The 15,892-nt window shown below is 31.3% G+C and carries 14 protein-coding genes; 6 read left to right on the forward strand and 8 right to left on the reverse strand.

Annotated features, from left to right (window positions below):
* Positions 1-225: 225 nt before the first annotated feature.
* Positions 226-1,455, reverse strand: coding sequence for a NupC/NupG family nucleoside CNT transporter (locus tag HMPREF2586_RS07670; protein WP_070657593.1), 1,230 nt, complete (start codon positions 1,453-1,455; stop codon positions 226-228).
* A gap of 338 nt (positions 1,456-1,793) precedes the next feature.
* Complete coding sequence (locus tag HMPREF2586_RS07675; RefSeq protein WP_070657591.1) at positions 1,794-3,512, reverse strand: ABC transporter ATP-binding protein; 1,719 nt, start codon at positions 3,510-3,512, stop codon at positions 1,794-1,796.
* 241 nt (positions 3,513-3,753) lie between these two features.
* On the opposite strand from HMPREF2586_RS07675, the gene pbp4 reads away from it, so the two are divergent.
* Positions 3,754-5,046 carry a penicillin-binding protein PBP4 gene (gene pbp4 / locus HMPREF2586_RS07680; RefSeq protein ID WP_046207322.1) on the forward strand — a complete coding sequence of 431 codons (1,293 nt, stop codon included), beginning with the start codon at positions 3,754-3,756 and terminating at the stop codon, positions 5,044-5,046.
* A gap of 202 nt (positions 5,047-5,248) precedes the next feature.
* Here the strand turns inward: pbp4 and tagD are convergent, their stop codons facing one another.
* The 4 genes from tagD to HMPREF2586_RS07700 all read right to left on the reverse strand — a co-directional run bounded on the left by tagD (position 5,249) and on the right by HMPREF2586_RS07700 (position 8,815).
* Positions 5,249-5,647, reverse strand: coding sequence for a glycerol-3-phosphate cytidylyltransferase (gene tagD, locus HMPREF2586_RS07685; protein ID WP_019468395.1), 399 nt, complete (start codon positions 5,645-5,647; stop codon positions 5,249-5,251).
* A 91-nt stretch (positions 5,648-5,738) separates the two neighbouring features.
* On the reverse strand, positions 5,739-6,797 hold the full coding sequence (locus tag HMPREF2586_RS07690) for a glycosyltransferase family 2 protein (RefSeq protein ID WP_070812706.1): 1,059 nt from the start codon (positions 6,795-6,797) through the stop codon (positions 5,739-5,741).
* Positions 6,794-7,885, reverse strand: coding sequence for a teichoic acid glycerol-phosphate primase TarB (gene tarB, locus HMPREF2586_RS07695; RefSeq protein WP_070657587.1), 1,092 nt, complete (start codon positions 7,883-7,885; stop codon positions 6,794-6,796). Before tarB ends, HMPREF2586_RS07690 begins: the two co-directional genes overlap by 4 nt.
* A gap of 129 nt (positions 7,886-8,014) precedes the next feature.
* A complete protein-coding gene (locus tag HMPREF2586_RS07700; protein WP_019468398.1) occupies positions 8,015-8,815 on the reverse strand; it encodes an ABC transporter permease in 801 nt (266 codons plus the stop codon).
* A gap of 365 nt (positions 8,816-9,180) precedes the next feature.
* On the opposite strand from HMPREF2586_RS07700, the gene tagH reads away from it, so the two are divergent.
* A complete protein-coding gene (gene tagH / locus HMPREF2586_RS07705) occupies positions 9,181-9,975 on the forward strand; it encodes a teichoic acids export ABC transporter ATP-binding subunit TagH (protein ID WP_046207318.1) in 795 nt (264 codons plus the stop codon).
* Between the two features lie 158 nt (positions 9,976-10,133).
* Here the strand turns inward: tagH and tarA are convergent, their stop codons facing one another.
* Positions 10,134-10,880, reverse strand: coding sequence for an N-acetylglucosaminyldiphosphoundecaprenol N-acetyl-beta-D-mannosaminyltransferase TarA (gene tarA / locus HMPREF2586_RS07710; protein ID WP_070038977.1), 747 nt, complete (start codon positions 10,878-10,880; stop codon positions 10,134-10,136).
* 255 nt (positions 10,881-11,135) lie between these two features.
* On the opposite strand from tarA, the gene HMPREF2586_RS07715 reads away from it, so the two are divergent.
* The gene (locus tag HMPREF2586_RS07715; RefSeq protein WP_070812707.1) at positions 11,136-11,885 is read left to right on the forward strand and encodes a M50 family metallopeptidase; all 750 of its coding nucleotides are present in this window, start codon (positions 11,136-11,138) and stop codon (positions 11,883-11,885) included.
* Between the two features lie 404 nt (positions 11,886-12,289).
* Here HMPREF2586_RS07715 and HMPREF2586_RS07720 read toward each other — a convergent pair whose 3' ends face one another.
* Positions 12,290-12,934 (reverse strand): metal-dependent transcriptional regulator, encoded by a 645-nt coding sequence (locus tag HMPREF2586_RS07720; protein WP_046207315.1) that lies wholly within the window; start codon positions 12,932-12,934, stop codon positions 12,290-12,292.
* A 121-nt stretch (positions 12,935-13,055) separates the two neighbouring features.
* Between HMPREF2586_RS07720 and HMPREF2586_RS07725 the strand changes: the two genes are divergently transcribed.
* The 3 genes from HMPREF2586_RS07725 to mntC are packed head-to-tail and all read left to right on the forward strand — an operon-like array spanning position 13,056 to position 15,574.
* Entirely contained in the window at positions 13,056-13,790 is a 735-nt protein-coding gene (locus HMPREF2586_RS07725) for a metal ABC transporter ATP-binding protein (RefSeq protein WP_046207314.1), read from the forward strand.
* A gap of 21 nt (positions 13,791-13,811) precedes the next feature.
* The gene (locus HMPREF2586_RS07730) at positions 13,812-14,642 is read left to right on the forward strand and encodes a metal ABC transporter permease (RefSeq protein ID WP_064209569.1); all 831 of its coding nucleotides are present in this window, start codon (positions 13,812-13,814) and stop codon (positions 14,640-14,642) included.
* Positions 14,642-15,574 carry a manganese ABC transporter substrate-binding lipoprotein MntC gene (gene mntC / locus HMPREF2586_RS07735; RefSeq protein WP_064209570.1) on the forward strand — a complete coding sequence of 311 codons (933 nt, stop codon included), beginning with the start codon at positions 14,642-14,644 and terminating at the stop codon, positions 15,572-15,574. The genes HMPREF2586_RS07730 and mntC overlap by 1 nt, the downstream gene beginning before the upstream one ends.
* Positions 15,575-15,892 lie beyond the last annotated feature (318 nt).

Here is a 15,892-nt window from a genome sequence, read left to right on the forward strand (position 1 = left end):
AGCATTAATATAAAAAAGGAGCGTTATTGACATCAATAATCAATTGATTTCTCACGCTCCTTTTTTTACCGTCTATTGATATCAACTAAGTAATTAATACAACTTTTACTTCAAGACGATCGATTATAAATTCACTGTATTTAATTTTCTTACATGATTGATAGACCTAGACAATTATTTCGACATATATCATCTTTAAGTGAGTCATTCACTTACAACCCATCATTACCAAGCAAACAAACCAACAAATCCAGCTGTCATTAACGATACTAAAATTCCTGCAAGCAACATCATTGGAACATATTGCGAAACAAAATCAGATGTTTTCTTATCTACAATGCCTTTCAATGTTCCAATAATCATCCCTATTGTTGAGAAGTTCGCAAACGATACTAAAAATGTTGCAATAACTGCACGTCTGTGTGGTGAGTATGAATCAATAACATCTTTAATTTGACCCATCACCACAAATTCGTTTGTCACAATTTTTTTCGCCATTTGTTGTGCCACTATCCATGCCTCATCAAACGGTAATCCTAGTAATAAAGCAAATGGATACATAAAAGTACCGAGAATTTGATCTAGGCCAAAGCTTCCTTTTATACCAGCCCAACCACCGATAATACCTGTGATTAAATTAATAAAACGGTCAATTAAATCAGAAAGTGCAACAAAACTGATAACAAAAGCAATGATGATTAAAATCAATTTGCCTGCATTTAATACTGAATCTCCTAAAAATGAGAAAAACGGCTGTTTTTCAATTTCTTCATTACGGATACTATAAATAATATCTTCTTTTTCTTCCACAGAAACAGGATTTAAAATAGAAGAAACTATAATTGCATTAATGATATTTAATGGAATAGCAGTTAGCACTAAGTCACCTGGTATCATCGATACATACGCGCCAACAATTGCACCAGATATCGAACTCATGGACATCATTGCCACTGTTAACACACGTGTTTCTTTCATGCGTTTCAATTGTTCATTTGAAACTGCTAATGCTTCTGTATTACCTAAAAACATCATTTCTATACCAAAGAAAGATTCGAATTTTGGCTGACGTGTAATTTTAGCTAAAGCCCAACCAATACCACCTATAACTTTGGGTAAAATATTAAAATACATCAAAATATCAAAAAGTGGTACCACTAATAGAATTGGAAATAGCGCACTCACAGCCATATCCATCATTTCTGTATTTGTCCAACTGGCAAAAGCAAATCCCGTACCTACATGTGCAGAATCAATAACCCATGATATACCATTTGCCAATAATTGAACCGCTAATTTCCCCCAAGGGAAATACATAAAGAACCATGCTAAGAATAAGTTAATTACGACTAAAATGCCAATAGATTTCCACTGGATATCTGATTTCTTTCTGGAAAAAAGTACAGCAATACCTAAAAACACAATTAACCCAATAATATTAATAAGTAAAAACATCATACACCCACCATTTCTTATTGAATAAATAACTACTTGAATATTTAAAAGCAACACTCGATTATGTATAAGAATTATTAAGATGAGTATATCTGCTCTCGCTCATTAAGTTAATTATCAATTTTAATTATATAGCAGCGAATATACTCATCTTAAATTTTGTAATCCATTTATTTAATTTCATTCTTGATAAAAATCTATCATTCCCCAAATGATTGTCACTTATGAATTCACAATAATTATACCATGTATGTACATTATATAAAATAAAAATTTTATGGTTCGTTTATAGTCAAAAAATATATTTATCCAGCATCCAATCATACGTGTTTTCAATATTACTTCGTTAAATTTTGTGTATGAACAAATTGTTGATATTTTTCATGATTACCAATCAAATCCTGATGAGTGCCTATGCCTGTCACACTACCGTTATCAATAAAAATAATTTGTTCAGCTTTTTTAATTGTAGATAGTCTGTGGGCAATCACGATTGTTGTTCTGTTTTCCATCAATTCTTCTAAAGCATCTTGAATCTTTCGCTCACTTTCGCTGTCTAAGTTAGCGGTTGCCTCATCCAATAATAAGATATCTGGATTTTTAACAAAACTTCTGGCAATATCTATACGTTGACGTTGGCCACCTGACAATTTCAAACCTCGCTCGCCAACAATTGTGTCATATCCATCTTCAAACGCTATAATAAATTCGTGACAATTTGCTAATTTTGCATAGTAAATTAATTCATCGTTTGAGACTTCACGATTAATGCCATATAAAATGTTGTCTCTGATTGAGCCATTCATCATTGAATTAGATTGCATGACATAACCTATTTTCTCACGCCAATGACCTAGATCTATATCATAAATCGATTGGTCGCCATAAGTGATATCACCTTGTTCTATGTCATACATTCGTTCAATAATATTGAAAATTGTACTCTTACCTGAACCAGAAGGTCCTACAAAAGCAGTAATACTACCAGATGGTATATCAAAACTCACATTTGTAAGAATTGGTTTATTACCGTATTTAAAATGTACATTTTCAAATGTTAAATTACCATCAATCATTGGTTTTACTTGCTCTATCTCAAAAACTTCAGTAGGTTCTTCCATGATTTCATATATACGACTACTTGCCCCTACAGCCTTTTTATAATCTGTAACCAAAGTTGATAAATTAATGATAGGTTGCGTAAGTTGAATAACATAAAAAATCATTGCAATTAAGGTTCCTGCTGTGATTGCTCCAGTAGAAATTCGAATTGCACCAAAACCTAAGATAACTGCAATCGTTAAAAGCATAATTACACCAGATATAGGTTGTATAATAGCTGTAATCTTAGCTTGCTTTAGTCCTAAAAAGTATATTTCTTGTAAATTCTTATGCGCATTATTTAACTCTATTTTTTCAGTACGTGAAACTTTAACTAAGCGCATTTCTGTTAATACACGACCTAGTAAGCCACTAAAATTCGCAATCTCTGCCTGTGTTTTTTTAGAAATATTTTGCATGATTTTACCTAATGGAATCATAATTAATACAAATATAGGTATCGTGATAAAAGTCAGCAAAGTCATTTGCCAATCCATCACAAATAACATTATTAAAGAGCCGATAATAGTCAATACTGAAGGCAATAAGTTGGGCAATTTTTGTGAAATAAATTCATTGATTACTTTTGTATCGTCTGTCAAACGACTCATCAATTGTCCACTTTCATTTTTATCAAAAAATGGCATTTTTAAGTGAATGATGTGTTTCCATAAAACGGATCGAATTGCATAAATGATTTTCTCACCAATTTTACTCAATAAATACAATCCTATACCGCTAAGCAACGCATTCATAATAAATATAGAAATAAATGCTATGATAAACATCCAATTAATATTTTCAAAAGAAAATTTATCTACGAGCTTACCTGTAAAAAAAGGAACTACTAGTCCTGTAATACTACCTAATGAAGAAATTAAAACAGCTATGATAATCAGTCCAACAGGCCATGATAATTTTTTAAATAAGTAGAATAATGGATTCTCTTGATTCATATCTAAATTACCTCTTCTAAAAATATTTTAAATTACCTCTTACTTACATTAATTTTGAGCAGATTAATTTTAAAGTATTAAGTTAAATTAATTTCAATTTATTTTATCATGTTTTACACAATAATTTTCAATAAATTAGTTATAAAAAATATTCTTCTGTTTAATATTTTATAAACTACATACAATATGCTAAAATACCTCTATTGCAATAAAACAGAACATATTAAGAGGGAATGTAATTATGAGAAAGTTAATTCTGGCAATTGTAACTGTACTCTTCGTCGGTTCAATTATAACACCTTTTGCCAACGCTGAAACAGTCACACCTACACAGGCGGCAAATCAATATGGTTATAATGTTACTGATAATTATCAACCTGAAGGTGCAATAAATATTGCCCAAACCGGTCAAATTCTTTACCAATATAACGCTGATAAAGATTGGTATCCCGCTTCGATGAGCAAATTGATGACCATGTATTTAACACTCGAAGCCGTTAATCGTGGGGATTTATCTTTAGATGATAAAGTTAAAATCACAGACAAACATTACAGCATGTCTACCTTGCCTGAATTAAGTAATACCAAGCTTTATCCTGGAGAGACTTACACGATTAAAGAGTTACTCCAAATCACTGTTTCAAATTCAAGTAATGCCGCAGCGCTTATATTAGGTCAAGAAGTATCTGGAAACCTTTCAGATTTTACAGATGAAATGAACAAAAAAGCAAAATCAATAGGTATGAAAGATACACATTTTGTTAATCCAACAGGTGCTGAAAATAAACAATTAAAAGACTTTGCACCAAAAAAATATAAAAATGAAGAGAATAATACATCAACAGCTAAAGATTTTGCAATTTTAGCTCAACGTACCATTCAAGATACACCAAAAATCATTTATTTCACTAAACAATTAGCTCCAACGCAACACGGTGTTACATATTACACATTCAATCACTCTTTAGAGGGTGCGGATATGAGTTTAGAGGGGACAGATGGTTTAAAAACTGGCTCTAGTGATATTGCAGATTACAATCACACTATCACTACAAAAAGAGATAAATTTAGAATTAATCAAACAATAATGGGTGCTGGTAACTACGACAACTTAGGTGGCGAGAAACAACGTAATATGATGGGCAATGCCTTAATGAATATGTCTTTTGATCAATATAAATATAAAAAAATTATTTCAAAAGGCAATCACAAAATTAATGGAAAAACATATTATGTAGAAAAAGACTTATACGATGTACTTCCAAATGATTTCGATAAAAATGATTATAACTATGTAATTGAAGATGGTAAATTGCATATTGAATATGATCGAAAATTTATTTCCGATAAATACGGCCCACCAACTGTTAAAGTAAGCAAACCAATTCTGCATCAAACTACGACAGTTGTGAAAACGACGTGGGATGAACATCCGATCCTCACTTTATTAGGTACGATATTAATCATAGCTGCAATCGCAATTATTATTTATCTTATTATCGAAACTTTCAAAAACAGAAAAAATCATAAATAAAGTCATGAATTATTAATGCCAAAATAATACCCCGAAAAGATGCTTTAACTTAGAAATCTTCTCGGGGTTTTTCAGAGCTTGATTGTTCGATGACAAAACAAGTTGAGGCTGAGACATTACGATGTCCCAGCCTCACTTAATATATTTATTTAACATATGATTTATTAAAATTATAATTCAATATCAACAAATGACTGCTGATTTATTTTTCAGCATCACCATAAAGTTCTTTCTTGATTTTAGTAGTAGAAATACCTTCTGTACGGTTAAGGTAAATCACTTCACATTTATCTTTCAAGAAGTCAAATTCACCTTCCCAGTCGTGCCCCATTACAAAAGTATCTATTTCATAGCGATCGACGTCGATTTCTTTTTGTCCCCAGCCACTTTCAGGGATTACAAGATCAACATAACGAATAGACTCTAGCATCATCTTTCGTTGTTCATAATTATAATAAGACTTTTTATTTTTAATGCGATTAAATTCATCTGTAGATAGTGCAACTACTAAATAATCGCCCATTTCTCTAGCTCTTCTTAATAATTCAATGTGACCATAATGTAATAAATCATACGTTCCATAAGTAATAACACGTTTCATACGCTCATACTCCTTAACAAAATTTAATTAAAATTTACATTTTTTAAAAGTATAGCACACTGATTTGAAGTTTACGAACTATACCCAAAATTCATTTTTTTAATATTTGTTTTAATTTCATTTTACCTCTGAATTTTACACGTTTCGGTAACACTTCCATTTGAAAACGGTAATAATTCGGTCTACCAATGCCTACATTAAGTAATGCTTCTCGCCATTTTTTATATAACGCTTTATTCCAATTTTTTCCACATTGTTCAACAACCCTAATTATTCTAAACATTGCTTCTCCTGAATAATCTGCTTCTTGCATATTATACATATAAGACATTACAACATCTAAAAATGATTCTGTTAATTTTTTATTATTTGTGAGAAATGCTTGCAACAAGTAACTGACAATGAGTTCATCCATACGATAACTGTAATAAATCCGTTCTTCTCTTAATAACAATGTGTGCATCACTCTATGTCTTACTTTAATCGCATCGCTCATATAATTTACAAAGCGATCTGCTCTTTGATCTGTCACCGACCCTTTTTCTTCATGATAACCATACACAATAAAAGGTAATAATTGCACATCTCGAGCTTTCTTATAAGCTGATATCATAAATGTATGCTCTTCACAAAACACTACATCTTCATCGAAGCGTAAATCTTTGAATGTCGCACTAAATAACTTGCCTCCTGGACCAATAGATTGCATCATTTCAGGACATTGTGCTAAATTCACTTTATCAAATTTTTGTATTGGTTGGTGTGTATAAAAACTTTGCCATGCACCTTTATTTAGTCTTCCAATTTGTCCTAGTACAATATCTACATGTTCATCCTGTTGAAAGTAATCTGCCATAGCATCGATACTATTTGGCAAAAATTCATCGTCTGCATCTAAAAACATAAAAGCATCACCAGTAACATACTCCAATGCATTATTTCTGCTCACAGCTGCACCTTGATTTGCTTGATTAATAATACGAATGTTTTTGTATGCTTTTTGTAGTCTTTCTAAAACTTGTTTACTTTCATCTGTTGATCCATCATTGATACAAATAATTTCATAATCTTGCTTTGTATCCACCGAGCTTATTGCTCTTTGAAGTGTATTTGCTGCATTATAGACAGGTATGATAATTGATATTTTCATGTTTTCACCATTTTCTCTATATGATTTATAACCTGAGTTAAGCTATTTGGAACATTATAGTCATGCCAATTTTTGAACAATGGCATTAATGCACTTGCATGTGTTTGAAGTATATGAACGATGTCTTCTTCGCTATATGCTTTGTAAAATTCCGGAATTTCATAATAATATGAATTTAGCCCCCGTACTTTTTCATAATTTGCTTCATCATAGACATAAAAAAGCGTCGGCTTATTTAACAAACTTGCTTCTATTGCTAATGAGCTATAATCTGTGATGATAACGTCCGCCATAACCATAAGCGATTGTAGACTAATATTGTGTTGCTCATCTTGAGGTAGTGATGGATGTAACTTACTCATCAATGTGTATGAAGGTAATGCTGTTTCAAAACGCGCCTTATCAATAATCTGATTGGCTTGGTGATGCTCGCGATACGTTGGCACATAAAGCGCTAATTTATCATTGATACCATATTGTAACTTTAATGCTTGCTGCTTTTGTTTGATATCTAAATTTACATATGGAACAAGACGAGGCAATCCAGTTCTTAAAAATTGATCATCTTTCGCACCAAACGCGGATTTAAAACAATTCACCATTGGTTCGCCCCCTACTAAATATTTATCAGTAGCGCGATAAACATTTTTATATTGGTTCACCATTTTTTTATTATTTAAATCTACTTGGTGGTCAGTAAGTCCAAAATTTTTCAGTGCACCAACTGCGTGCCAAGTTTGAATGATTGTCTGTTGCGATTTCTTTTTGAAACCGCCAAACAATAAATAATATGTATCTATCACAATAATTTTTGCCGTACTCAAGGCCTTTATATGTTTAAAGACTTTTTTATTGCCCGCAGGTATAAATGTCACATTATCTAATTGTTCAACATATTTTCTATTACTCTCCTTGGCAATCACTGTCACTTCATAAGATTTTCGATTTAATGCTTCGATGATTGGAAGTACATCTTCAGCAAATGTCATCATGACGACAATATGATGATGATTTATTTTTTTCTTTATATATATCAAATTTAAAAAACTAATGATTGTCATATAAAGTTTTTTTATTAACTGTCTCAAATTTCCACCGCCGGTAATTATTTATTCTCTTTTATTATAGCTATTTTATATTTAAAATTATAGAAAAATCCTTTAATGACTTTTAAGCCACCAAAGGATTAAATATAAATCGTCTTTGTCTGAATTCCATTACATAAAGTCTGCAAAATGATCTCTATAACGCATATGCAATATAGATCCTATGACAAATAAAAATACAATGATAAAGAAGTTATAAAATGTTAATTCCCAATGTGTAACAAAATACCATTCGTTATATAGAACCGATGCACGATACGCCTCTGCAAGATAATAAATTGGATTCAGTTGCATAACATCTTTAACAATACCTTCTGGCGGTACAATTAAAATAGATGAAGCAAAGAATACCATTCTCATCAATGCTTGAATTGCTGGTTGAGTATCTTTTACTAATACACCTAACGTAGAAGTAAACAATGCTACTGTTGTAGTAAAAATTAATGCAAATGGTACATATAAAAATAATTGTAATGTATAAATAGATGGATAATAACCACCTAACATACATAATAAAATAACAGCAACTAATAGTGCGATATGTCCATAGAACCTACTCATCACTATATATGATGGTATAATTGATAACGGAAAATTCATCTTAGCGACATGGTTATATTTACTTGCGATTGATTTCGTACCTTCTAAAATACCTTGGTTCACAAAGAACCACATACTAATACCAACGAGTAACCAATAAATAAATGGGACACCCTCGATTGGATTATTAGTTCTAATTCCTAGACCAAATACAAACCAATAAACCATAATTTGCATTGCTGGATTAATTAATTCCCAAGCCATACCAAGGTAATTATTGGTGTTAGTAATTTTAACTTGGAATTGTGCTAACCTTTGAATTAGATAGAAATTTTTAAAATGCTCTTTTAAGACTACCCACACTGCACTCATTTAAATAAACCACACTTTCAATCAATTTGCTAATCATAATTATGCTATAAAAAGTCTACATTCAAATCTAATATACGCTTTGTTATTCATCTTAACAACCTATATTTAATTGGGTAAATTAAATATTTTATGTAATAAAAGCGGATGTGCTTACTCATATGATTGTTGTATAATAGAAAAACAACGAAGCTAAAATAACCTCATTTTAGTTGATTTTATAACTTAAATTCAGTAAACTTTAACAATTGTATAAGAACGTTATCTTAAAATTTGTACTCACTTACTTTACAATAGGTTAATAAATTTAACAACTCATATATAATATAATATACTATATACTATCTGCAAATAAGGAAGGTAAAATTATGAATGTATCGGTTAACATTGAACATGTAACTAAAGAATACCGCATCTATCGCAATAATAAAGAGCGTTTAAAAGACGCCTTAGTCCCTTTTAATAAAAACAAGACATTTTATGCGCTGAATGATTTGTCATTAACAGCATACGAAGGTGATGTTATAGGCCTTGTAGGCATCAATGGGTCAGGTAAATCTACGCTTAGTAATATTATTGGTGGCTCCCTATCTCCTACTGCTGGAGATGTGAATCGCCACGGTGAAGTTAGTGTGATTGCAATTAATGCTGGTTTAAATGGACAGTTAACAGGTATTGAAAACATAGAATTTAAAATGTTATGCATGGGATTCACAAGAAAACAGATTAAAGCCTTAACACCTGATATTATTGAATTCAGTGAACTAGGAGAATTCATTTATCAACCTGTTAAAAAATATTCTAGTGGTATGCGAGCCAAGTTAGGTTTCTCAATTAATATCACGACAAATCCAGACATTCTTGTCATTGACGAAGCATTATCAGTTGGAGACCAAACTTTTGCACAAAAATGTTTAGATAAAATTTACGAGTATAAAAAGCAAGGTAAAACTATTTTCTTCGTAAGCCATAATATGAAACAAGTGCGTGAATTTTGTACTAAAATCGCGTGGATAGAAGCTGGTAAATTAAAAAAATTCGGTGAACTAGACGAGGTTTTACCCGAATATGAAAAATTCTTAAACGGTTTTAAAAAATATTCCAAAGAGGAACAAAAAGCCTTTAGAAGTAAATTGGATAACTCAAGATTTGAAGTGAAATAATTTTATTGACTGTTAAATATCATAGATAACGACTGCACAATTGCATGACAATTTTAATAAATAAATCATAACTAAAATAAACTTATATTTGCTAAATATATCAAAGTCATTGTAGTAAAAAAAATCGGCTATAGCTTAACAATGCTATAGCCGATTTTTTATTGCTTTGCTTTTTGCTTAATCACTTTAAATACAAACTTCGGTATGGCTTTCATTCTACCAAACCGTTTCCAATCAATGATAAAACGATAAATCCATTCGATATTTAATTTACGAAATATTTTGGGCGCTCTTTTTTTCGTTCCACTAAAAACTTCAATAGATCCACCTACACCCATTAGTAATGTCTGTTTAAAATAATGATCATGACGTTCAATCCATTGTTCTTGCTTAGGATAACCCATACCAACGAAAACATAATCTGGATTAAATGAACTCACGTGTTTCAATACCGTTTCATCTTCTAAATTAAAATAGCCATGGTGATAATCAAAATGAATATTAGGGTATTTTTCACTTAATTTCTTAACAGCTTGAACGACAACCTCATCTTTTGCACCTAATAAAAAGACTTTTTGATAATTAGCATTAGCAATTTTCAAACATGCTTCCATTAATTCTATACCTGGAACACGTTCTTTCAAAGGGGTTTTAAGCAGTTTTGAAGCCATAACTACACCTGTACCATCAGGAATGACATAGTCTCCTTTGTTAATTAACTTACGATATGCTTCATTTTCAGTAGAAAAGTCAACTATTTCAGGATTAGCAGTTACAATAAATAAATTCTTTTCAGATTGTGATTCAAAAAAAAGCTTTATACGGTCACGCATTTCTGTCAGCGTTACATTATCGAATAAAACAGATAATACGTTTACCTTTTCTAATTTATTAGCTCTTGTCATAATTGGTTATCTCCTAACTCAATTCTTTTTCTCGTTACCCTATAATACATTACTTGTAATATGAATACCGTTACTCTCGCATATATTACAATATTAATAAAACCTAGGTCAAACCGCTTTAAAATATAATATACATCAAAAGTCCAAATGATTTATGGATGATCTTACTTTATACTATTATATGTGAGATACTATTTGATTATTATCGTATCTCGTAAAATATTAAATTTTCGTATTCTAAAAATGAGGTATTTCATGTCTAAGCTAAATGCGTTTTTCAGTTCTTCTATTCAATTACATCTTTATTGGATTGTTTTAGTGGCTATAATCTATATCATCATACATACTTATCGAAATAAACCTATCAACCAATTTTTAGATATCTATTTTAACTATATCCCTGTATTAACACATGAGTTTGGACATATATTATTTAATAAATTGAGCGGTGGACGAGCGAGAGACTTAGTGATTGTGGCAAGACCAGCTGAGCGTCTAGCAACATCTCAACAAGGCTACGCCATAACACAATCAAAAAATAGTATTGGTCAGTCAATCACTACATTCGGTGGCTACGTTATGCCGCCATTGATGTTATATATAGGATTTCTATCTACGCAATATCAATATCCAAGCTTGTTTATCACTGCTTACCTATTAATATTTATATATTTTATATGCTTAACATCTAGAAAGCTATTACCAATGTTCATAGTAATACTTTTAATTTTTTTATTATATTGCTTATTTAAAAGTGATAATCAATTAGCGATACTTTATGTTATATCCATTACACAACATTTTATCTTAGGTGTTTTATTAGGAGAAGTTCTTCAATCATCTTGGACAATATTCAAATTGACTTTCTCATCAAATGAAATCACTTGGGATGGTAGCACTTTAAAAGCATTGACTCGTGTTCCAACCTTCCTCTATAGCTTCATTTGGATAGCGATCAATTTATTTACTGTATATCAATTATTCCGAGTTTACTTTATTCCTTAGACCTCTTCAAAAAGAGTCTAGGACATAAAATTATTGGGTAAGTGAAAAAGCCAATATCCATTGAAATAATATAAAAATCGGCTTTAATAGGTTGTATTTTGATAAGACGCTTGAGACAACAGGACAAACTGAAGACGACGGGCAGAAGCTGTCCTCTAAGAAAGCGAGCCAACAATACGCCGCAGCATTGAATAACAAGAAGCACACAGATAGATTGAATTAAATCATCTGTGTGCTATTTTTTAGGATTTATGACTCAGACTTTTTTCCTTTCAATATCACTATTAACTATTAAATATGACTACAATGTCCTTTTCAAACTTTGTCTTATGCTTATTAGATAGACGATTTCAATTTTTTAAATCCTTCTAAGTTGCATATAAAAAACTTCAGTATGCAAATTCTTATTTTTCTGCATAAATATGTTCTGCATTATCATAACTCAGTACTGTCACTTTTTCTTCTTTCTGCACCATTACCACTTTATTGGTATCATCTTTATCTAATATTTTTATTTGTTCCCCAATCAATATGGATTTACTTGTTAAATAAACTAACAATTCTGTTCTATCTCTCACACGTTTTATCGTCACTATATCACCAGCTTCAAACGACAATAAATTTGTAGTATATATCTCTTTATATTTATTATCTCTAGGGATAATACCACCGTGCGGACAAGTGATTGGGTAATCTAATAATTTATCTAAACGTTCTACAAATAAGTGTGAAACTTTGTGTTCTAGCACCTCAGCTTCCTGATGTACCTCTTCCCAATTATATTCTAATATCTTAATTAAAAATAATTCTAATAATCGATGTCTTTTAATGATATCTAAGGTATATGTCAAACCTTCTTCTGACAATTGCACACCTTTATATGGCTTCGTTTCTACAAATCCCGATTTTTCTAAACGATTCACCATTTCACTTACAGATGGTGGTTTGATATTTAAATACTGGGATAACGTCTTGTTTGAAACGAAAGAATGATCGCCATTATGAGTCAAAATTGCTTTTAAATAATCTTCTTTTTCTTCAGTTAGCATGGTTTCACCTCTCAAGTCATTCACTTTATTGTATCACGAATCTACTTGACACGCTAAAAGTTAATGTTATATTATAAATTAAATTAGGTTAGCCTAAAATTTAATTTAAGGAGGTAGAAAAATGTTAGAAATTAATAACTTAAATCTCACTTTAGGGAATAAACATGTCTTGGAAAACATTAATTTAGAAATTCCCGTAAAAGGTGAAATTATAGGTATTATGGGACCCAATGGAGCAGGAAAATCTTCCTTACTCAAATCAATTATTGGTGAATTTAAGTCAACAGGTATCGCTAATTTACATAACATTGCTATACAACAAACACTTAAAAATGTTACATACATCCCACAAAAAGCACATATTGACTTAGACTTTCCAATTAAGGTAGAAGATGTTGTACTCTCAGGTGCCTATAAAGATATTGGTTGGTTTAGGTTTGTTACCCCTAAAACAAGAGCTAGACTTAATCAACTACTATCAACATTAGAATTACAAGATTTAAGAAATCGACAAATTTCTGCACTCAGTGGAGGTCAATTACAAAGAGTTTTAGTAGCTAGAGCACTCATGACAGAAAGTACACTCTATCTTTTAGATGAACCATTTGTAGGTATTGATTTCCATAGTGAACAAATCATAATGACTCAATTAAATGAGCTTAAAGAAGCTGGGAAATTAATTTTAATTGTACACCATGATTTATCTAAAGCAGAAAAGTATTTTAATCGTGTTATTCTTTTAAACAAAACAATTCGTTTCTTTGGAGAAAGTCATGTTGCGATGCAACCTGACCATTTAAACGAAACTTTCTTAAACCCCACACAGGAAGAGCAACAAAAGTCAGAATCGGCATAAATAGAAAGGAAGTAACACGATATGGAATTTTTTCAACACCTATTTGAATACAAATTTTTAAGCAATGCATTGATTATTTCAATTGTTGTAGGAATCGTTTGTGGTACAGTAGGTTGCCTCATTGTATTAAGAGGCCTGTCCCTTATGGGAGACGCAATGAGTCACGCAGTTTTACCTGGGGTCGCATTATCATTTTTATTCGGCGTTCCTATGTTTGTTGGAGCGTTAGTGACAGGTATGATTGCTAGTATCTTTATCGGATTCATTACCAAAAGTAGTAAGACCAAACCTGATGCTGCGATAGGTATTAGTTTTACAGCATTTTTAGCTACCGGGGTCATTTTAATTAGTCTCATTAATAGTACCACCGACTTATATCATATTCTTTTCGGTAACCTATTAGCAGTGACACACGCTACTTTTTGGTCAACAGTCGTAGTTGGTTTAATCGTTATGATTTTAATTATAACTTTCTACAGACCATTAATGATATCCACATTCGACCCAATTTTTAGTAGAATGAGTGGTTTAAACACTACATTTTTACACTATTTCGTTATGCTATTGCTCTCACTCGTTACGGTAGCAAGCATACAAACAGTAGGTATTATATTAGTTGTCGCTTTATTGATTACGCCTGCTTCAGCTGCATTTTTAATCGCTAAAAAATTACATACGATGATGATCATTTCTAGTCTTATTAGTGTTATAAGTTCAATTGTCGGTATGTATTTTAGTTATATTTATAATATTCCAAGTGGTGCAACTATCGTCTTATGTGCGTTTATCATTTATATCATTATTTTCACTTGTAATAAAATGCAATTTTTCACAAAAAAAGGAGCAATTTAATGAAAAAACTATTAACAATTACAATGATTCTTTTATTATTTTTAAGTGCATGTGGTAAAGGAAACAACGATTCTAATTCTCAATCACATGAAAAAATAAAAGTTGTAACAACAAACTCAATCCTTTATGACATGGTCAAAAATGTTGGAGGCGATAACGTAGATATTCATAGTATCGTCCCAATCGGTCAAGATCCACATGAATATGAAGTAAAACCAAAAGATATTAAAGCATTGACAGATGCTGACGTTGTGTTTTATAACGGGCTAAACTTAGAAACAGGTAATGGTTGGTTTAAAAACGCATTATCACAAGCTAATAAGTCATATGAAGATGGTTCTGTTGTTAAAGTTTCAAAAAATGTTAAACCTTTATACTTAAACGGTGCTAAAGAAGGCGATGAATCAAAACAAGATCCACACGCTTGGTTAAGTTTAGATAATGGTATTAAATATGTAGAAGAAATAAGCAAAGCCTTGATTAAGAAAAATGACAAGTATAAAGATGATATTCAAAGTAATACCAAAGATTATATCGCTAAGTTAGAAGATTTGAAAAAAGAAAGTCATGATAAATTCAACGATATACCTAAAGAACAACGTGCAATGATCACAAGTGAAGGTGCTTTTAAATATTTCTCAAAACAGTTTGATATTAAACCTGGTTATATTTGGGAAATCAATACCGAAAAACAAGGTACCCCTGAACAAATGAAGCAAGCTGTAAAATTTGTTCAAGACAATAACCTTAAACATTTACTTGTAGAAACGAGTGTAGATAAGAAAAGTATGCAAAGTCTAAGTGAAGAAACAAACTTAGATATTTATGGAGAAGTATATACAGATTCTATAGGTAAAAAAGGCACTAAAGGAGATTCATATTTTAATATGATGCAAGAAAATATCAATACTGTTCACGGTAGTATGGAATAAAATAAGGCTATTTAACCTACATTGTAGGTGAATAGCCCCATACCGTACGTTTCCCTCCTAATGACGTACGGTATGGTGGTATTCAAGCCTTAAATCATCTATCTCCCTTAACTCCATCAATGGTTGGCTCCTCCCCCCATTGATGGAGATTTTTTTAGTCTTACTTTCAGCTTTGCTGAATTAGTAAGACTTATGCATGAGCATAAAAAAGAAGCTGGTACATAATCAATGCGTACCAACCTCATTTCATATTGACAGTAGATGATGAACTAAAAATTTAAAGCCCCACTTCCCAACTTGTTGGGTTAGTGGGGCTTA

Origin of the sequence: Staphylococcus sp. HMSC034G07 (assembly GCF_001835975.1) — a bacterium.
Lineage (GTDB): Bacteria > Bacillota > Bacilli > Staphylococcales > Staphylococcaceae > Staphylococcus > Staphylococcus ureilyticus.

What these genes read in the sequence shown, in the direction of transcription:
- HMPREF2586_RS07700 (WP_019468398.1), bottom strand. Translation starts at nt 8,815, where the DNA reads ATGAGTGCAGTGTGGGTAGTCTTAAAAGAGCATTTTAAAAATTTCTAT.
- HMPREF2586_RS07715 (WP_070812707.1), top strand. Translation starts at nt 11,136, where the DNA reads ATGTCTAAGCTAAATGCGTTTTTCAGTTCTTCTATTCAATTACATCTT.
- HMPREF2586_RS07730 (WP_064209569.1), top strand. Translation starts at nt 13,812, where the DNA reads ATGGAATTTTTTCAACACCTATTTGAATACAAATTTTTAAGCAATGCA.
- tagH (WP_046207318.1), top strand. Translation starts at nt 9,181, where the DNA reads ATGAATGTATCGGTTAACATTGAACATGTAACTAAAGAATACCGCATC.
- HMPREF2586_RS07670 (WP_070657593.1), bottom strand. Translation starts at nt 1,455, where the DNA reads ATGTTTTTACTTATTAATATTATTGGGTTAATTGTGTTTTTAGGTATT.
- HMPREF2586_RS07690 (WP_070812706.1), bottom strand. Translation starts at nt 6,797, where the DNA reads ATGAAAATATCAATTATCATACCTGTCTATAATGCAGCAAATACACTT.
- mntC (WP_064209570.1), top strand. Translation starts at nt 14,642, where the DNA reads ATGAAAAAACTATTAACAATTACAATGATTCTTTTATTATTTTTAAGT.
- tagD (WP_019468395.1), bottom strand. Translation starts at nt 5,647, where the DNA reads ATGAAACGTGTTATTACTTATGGAACGTATGATTTATTACATTATGGT.
- tarA (WP_070038977.1), bottom strand. Translation starts at nt 10,880, where the DNA reads ATGACAAGAGCTAATAAATTAGAAAAGGTAAACGTATTATCTGTTTTA.
- HMPREF2586_RS07720 (WP_046207315.1), bottom strand. Translation starts at nt 12,934, where the DNA reads ATGCTAACTGAAGAAAAAGAAGATTATTTAAAAGCAATTTTGACTCAT.
- HMPREF2586_RS07725 (WP_046207314.1), top strand. Translation starts at nt 13,056, where the DNA reads ATGTTAGAAATTAATAACTTAAATCTCACTTTAGGGAATAAACATGTC.
- HMPREF2586_RS07675 (WP_070657591.1), bottom strand. Translation starts at nt 3,512, where the DNA reads ATGAATCAAGAGAATCCATTATTCTACTTATTTAAAAAATTATCATGG.
- pbp4 (WP_046207322.1), top strand. Translation starts at nt 3,754, where the DNA reads ATGAGAAAGTTAATTCTGGCAATTGTAACTGTACTCTTCGTCGGTTCA.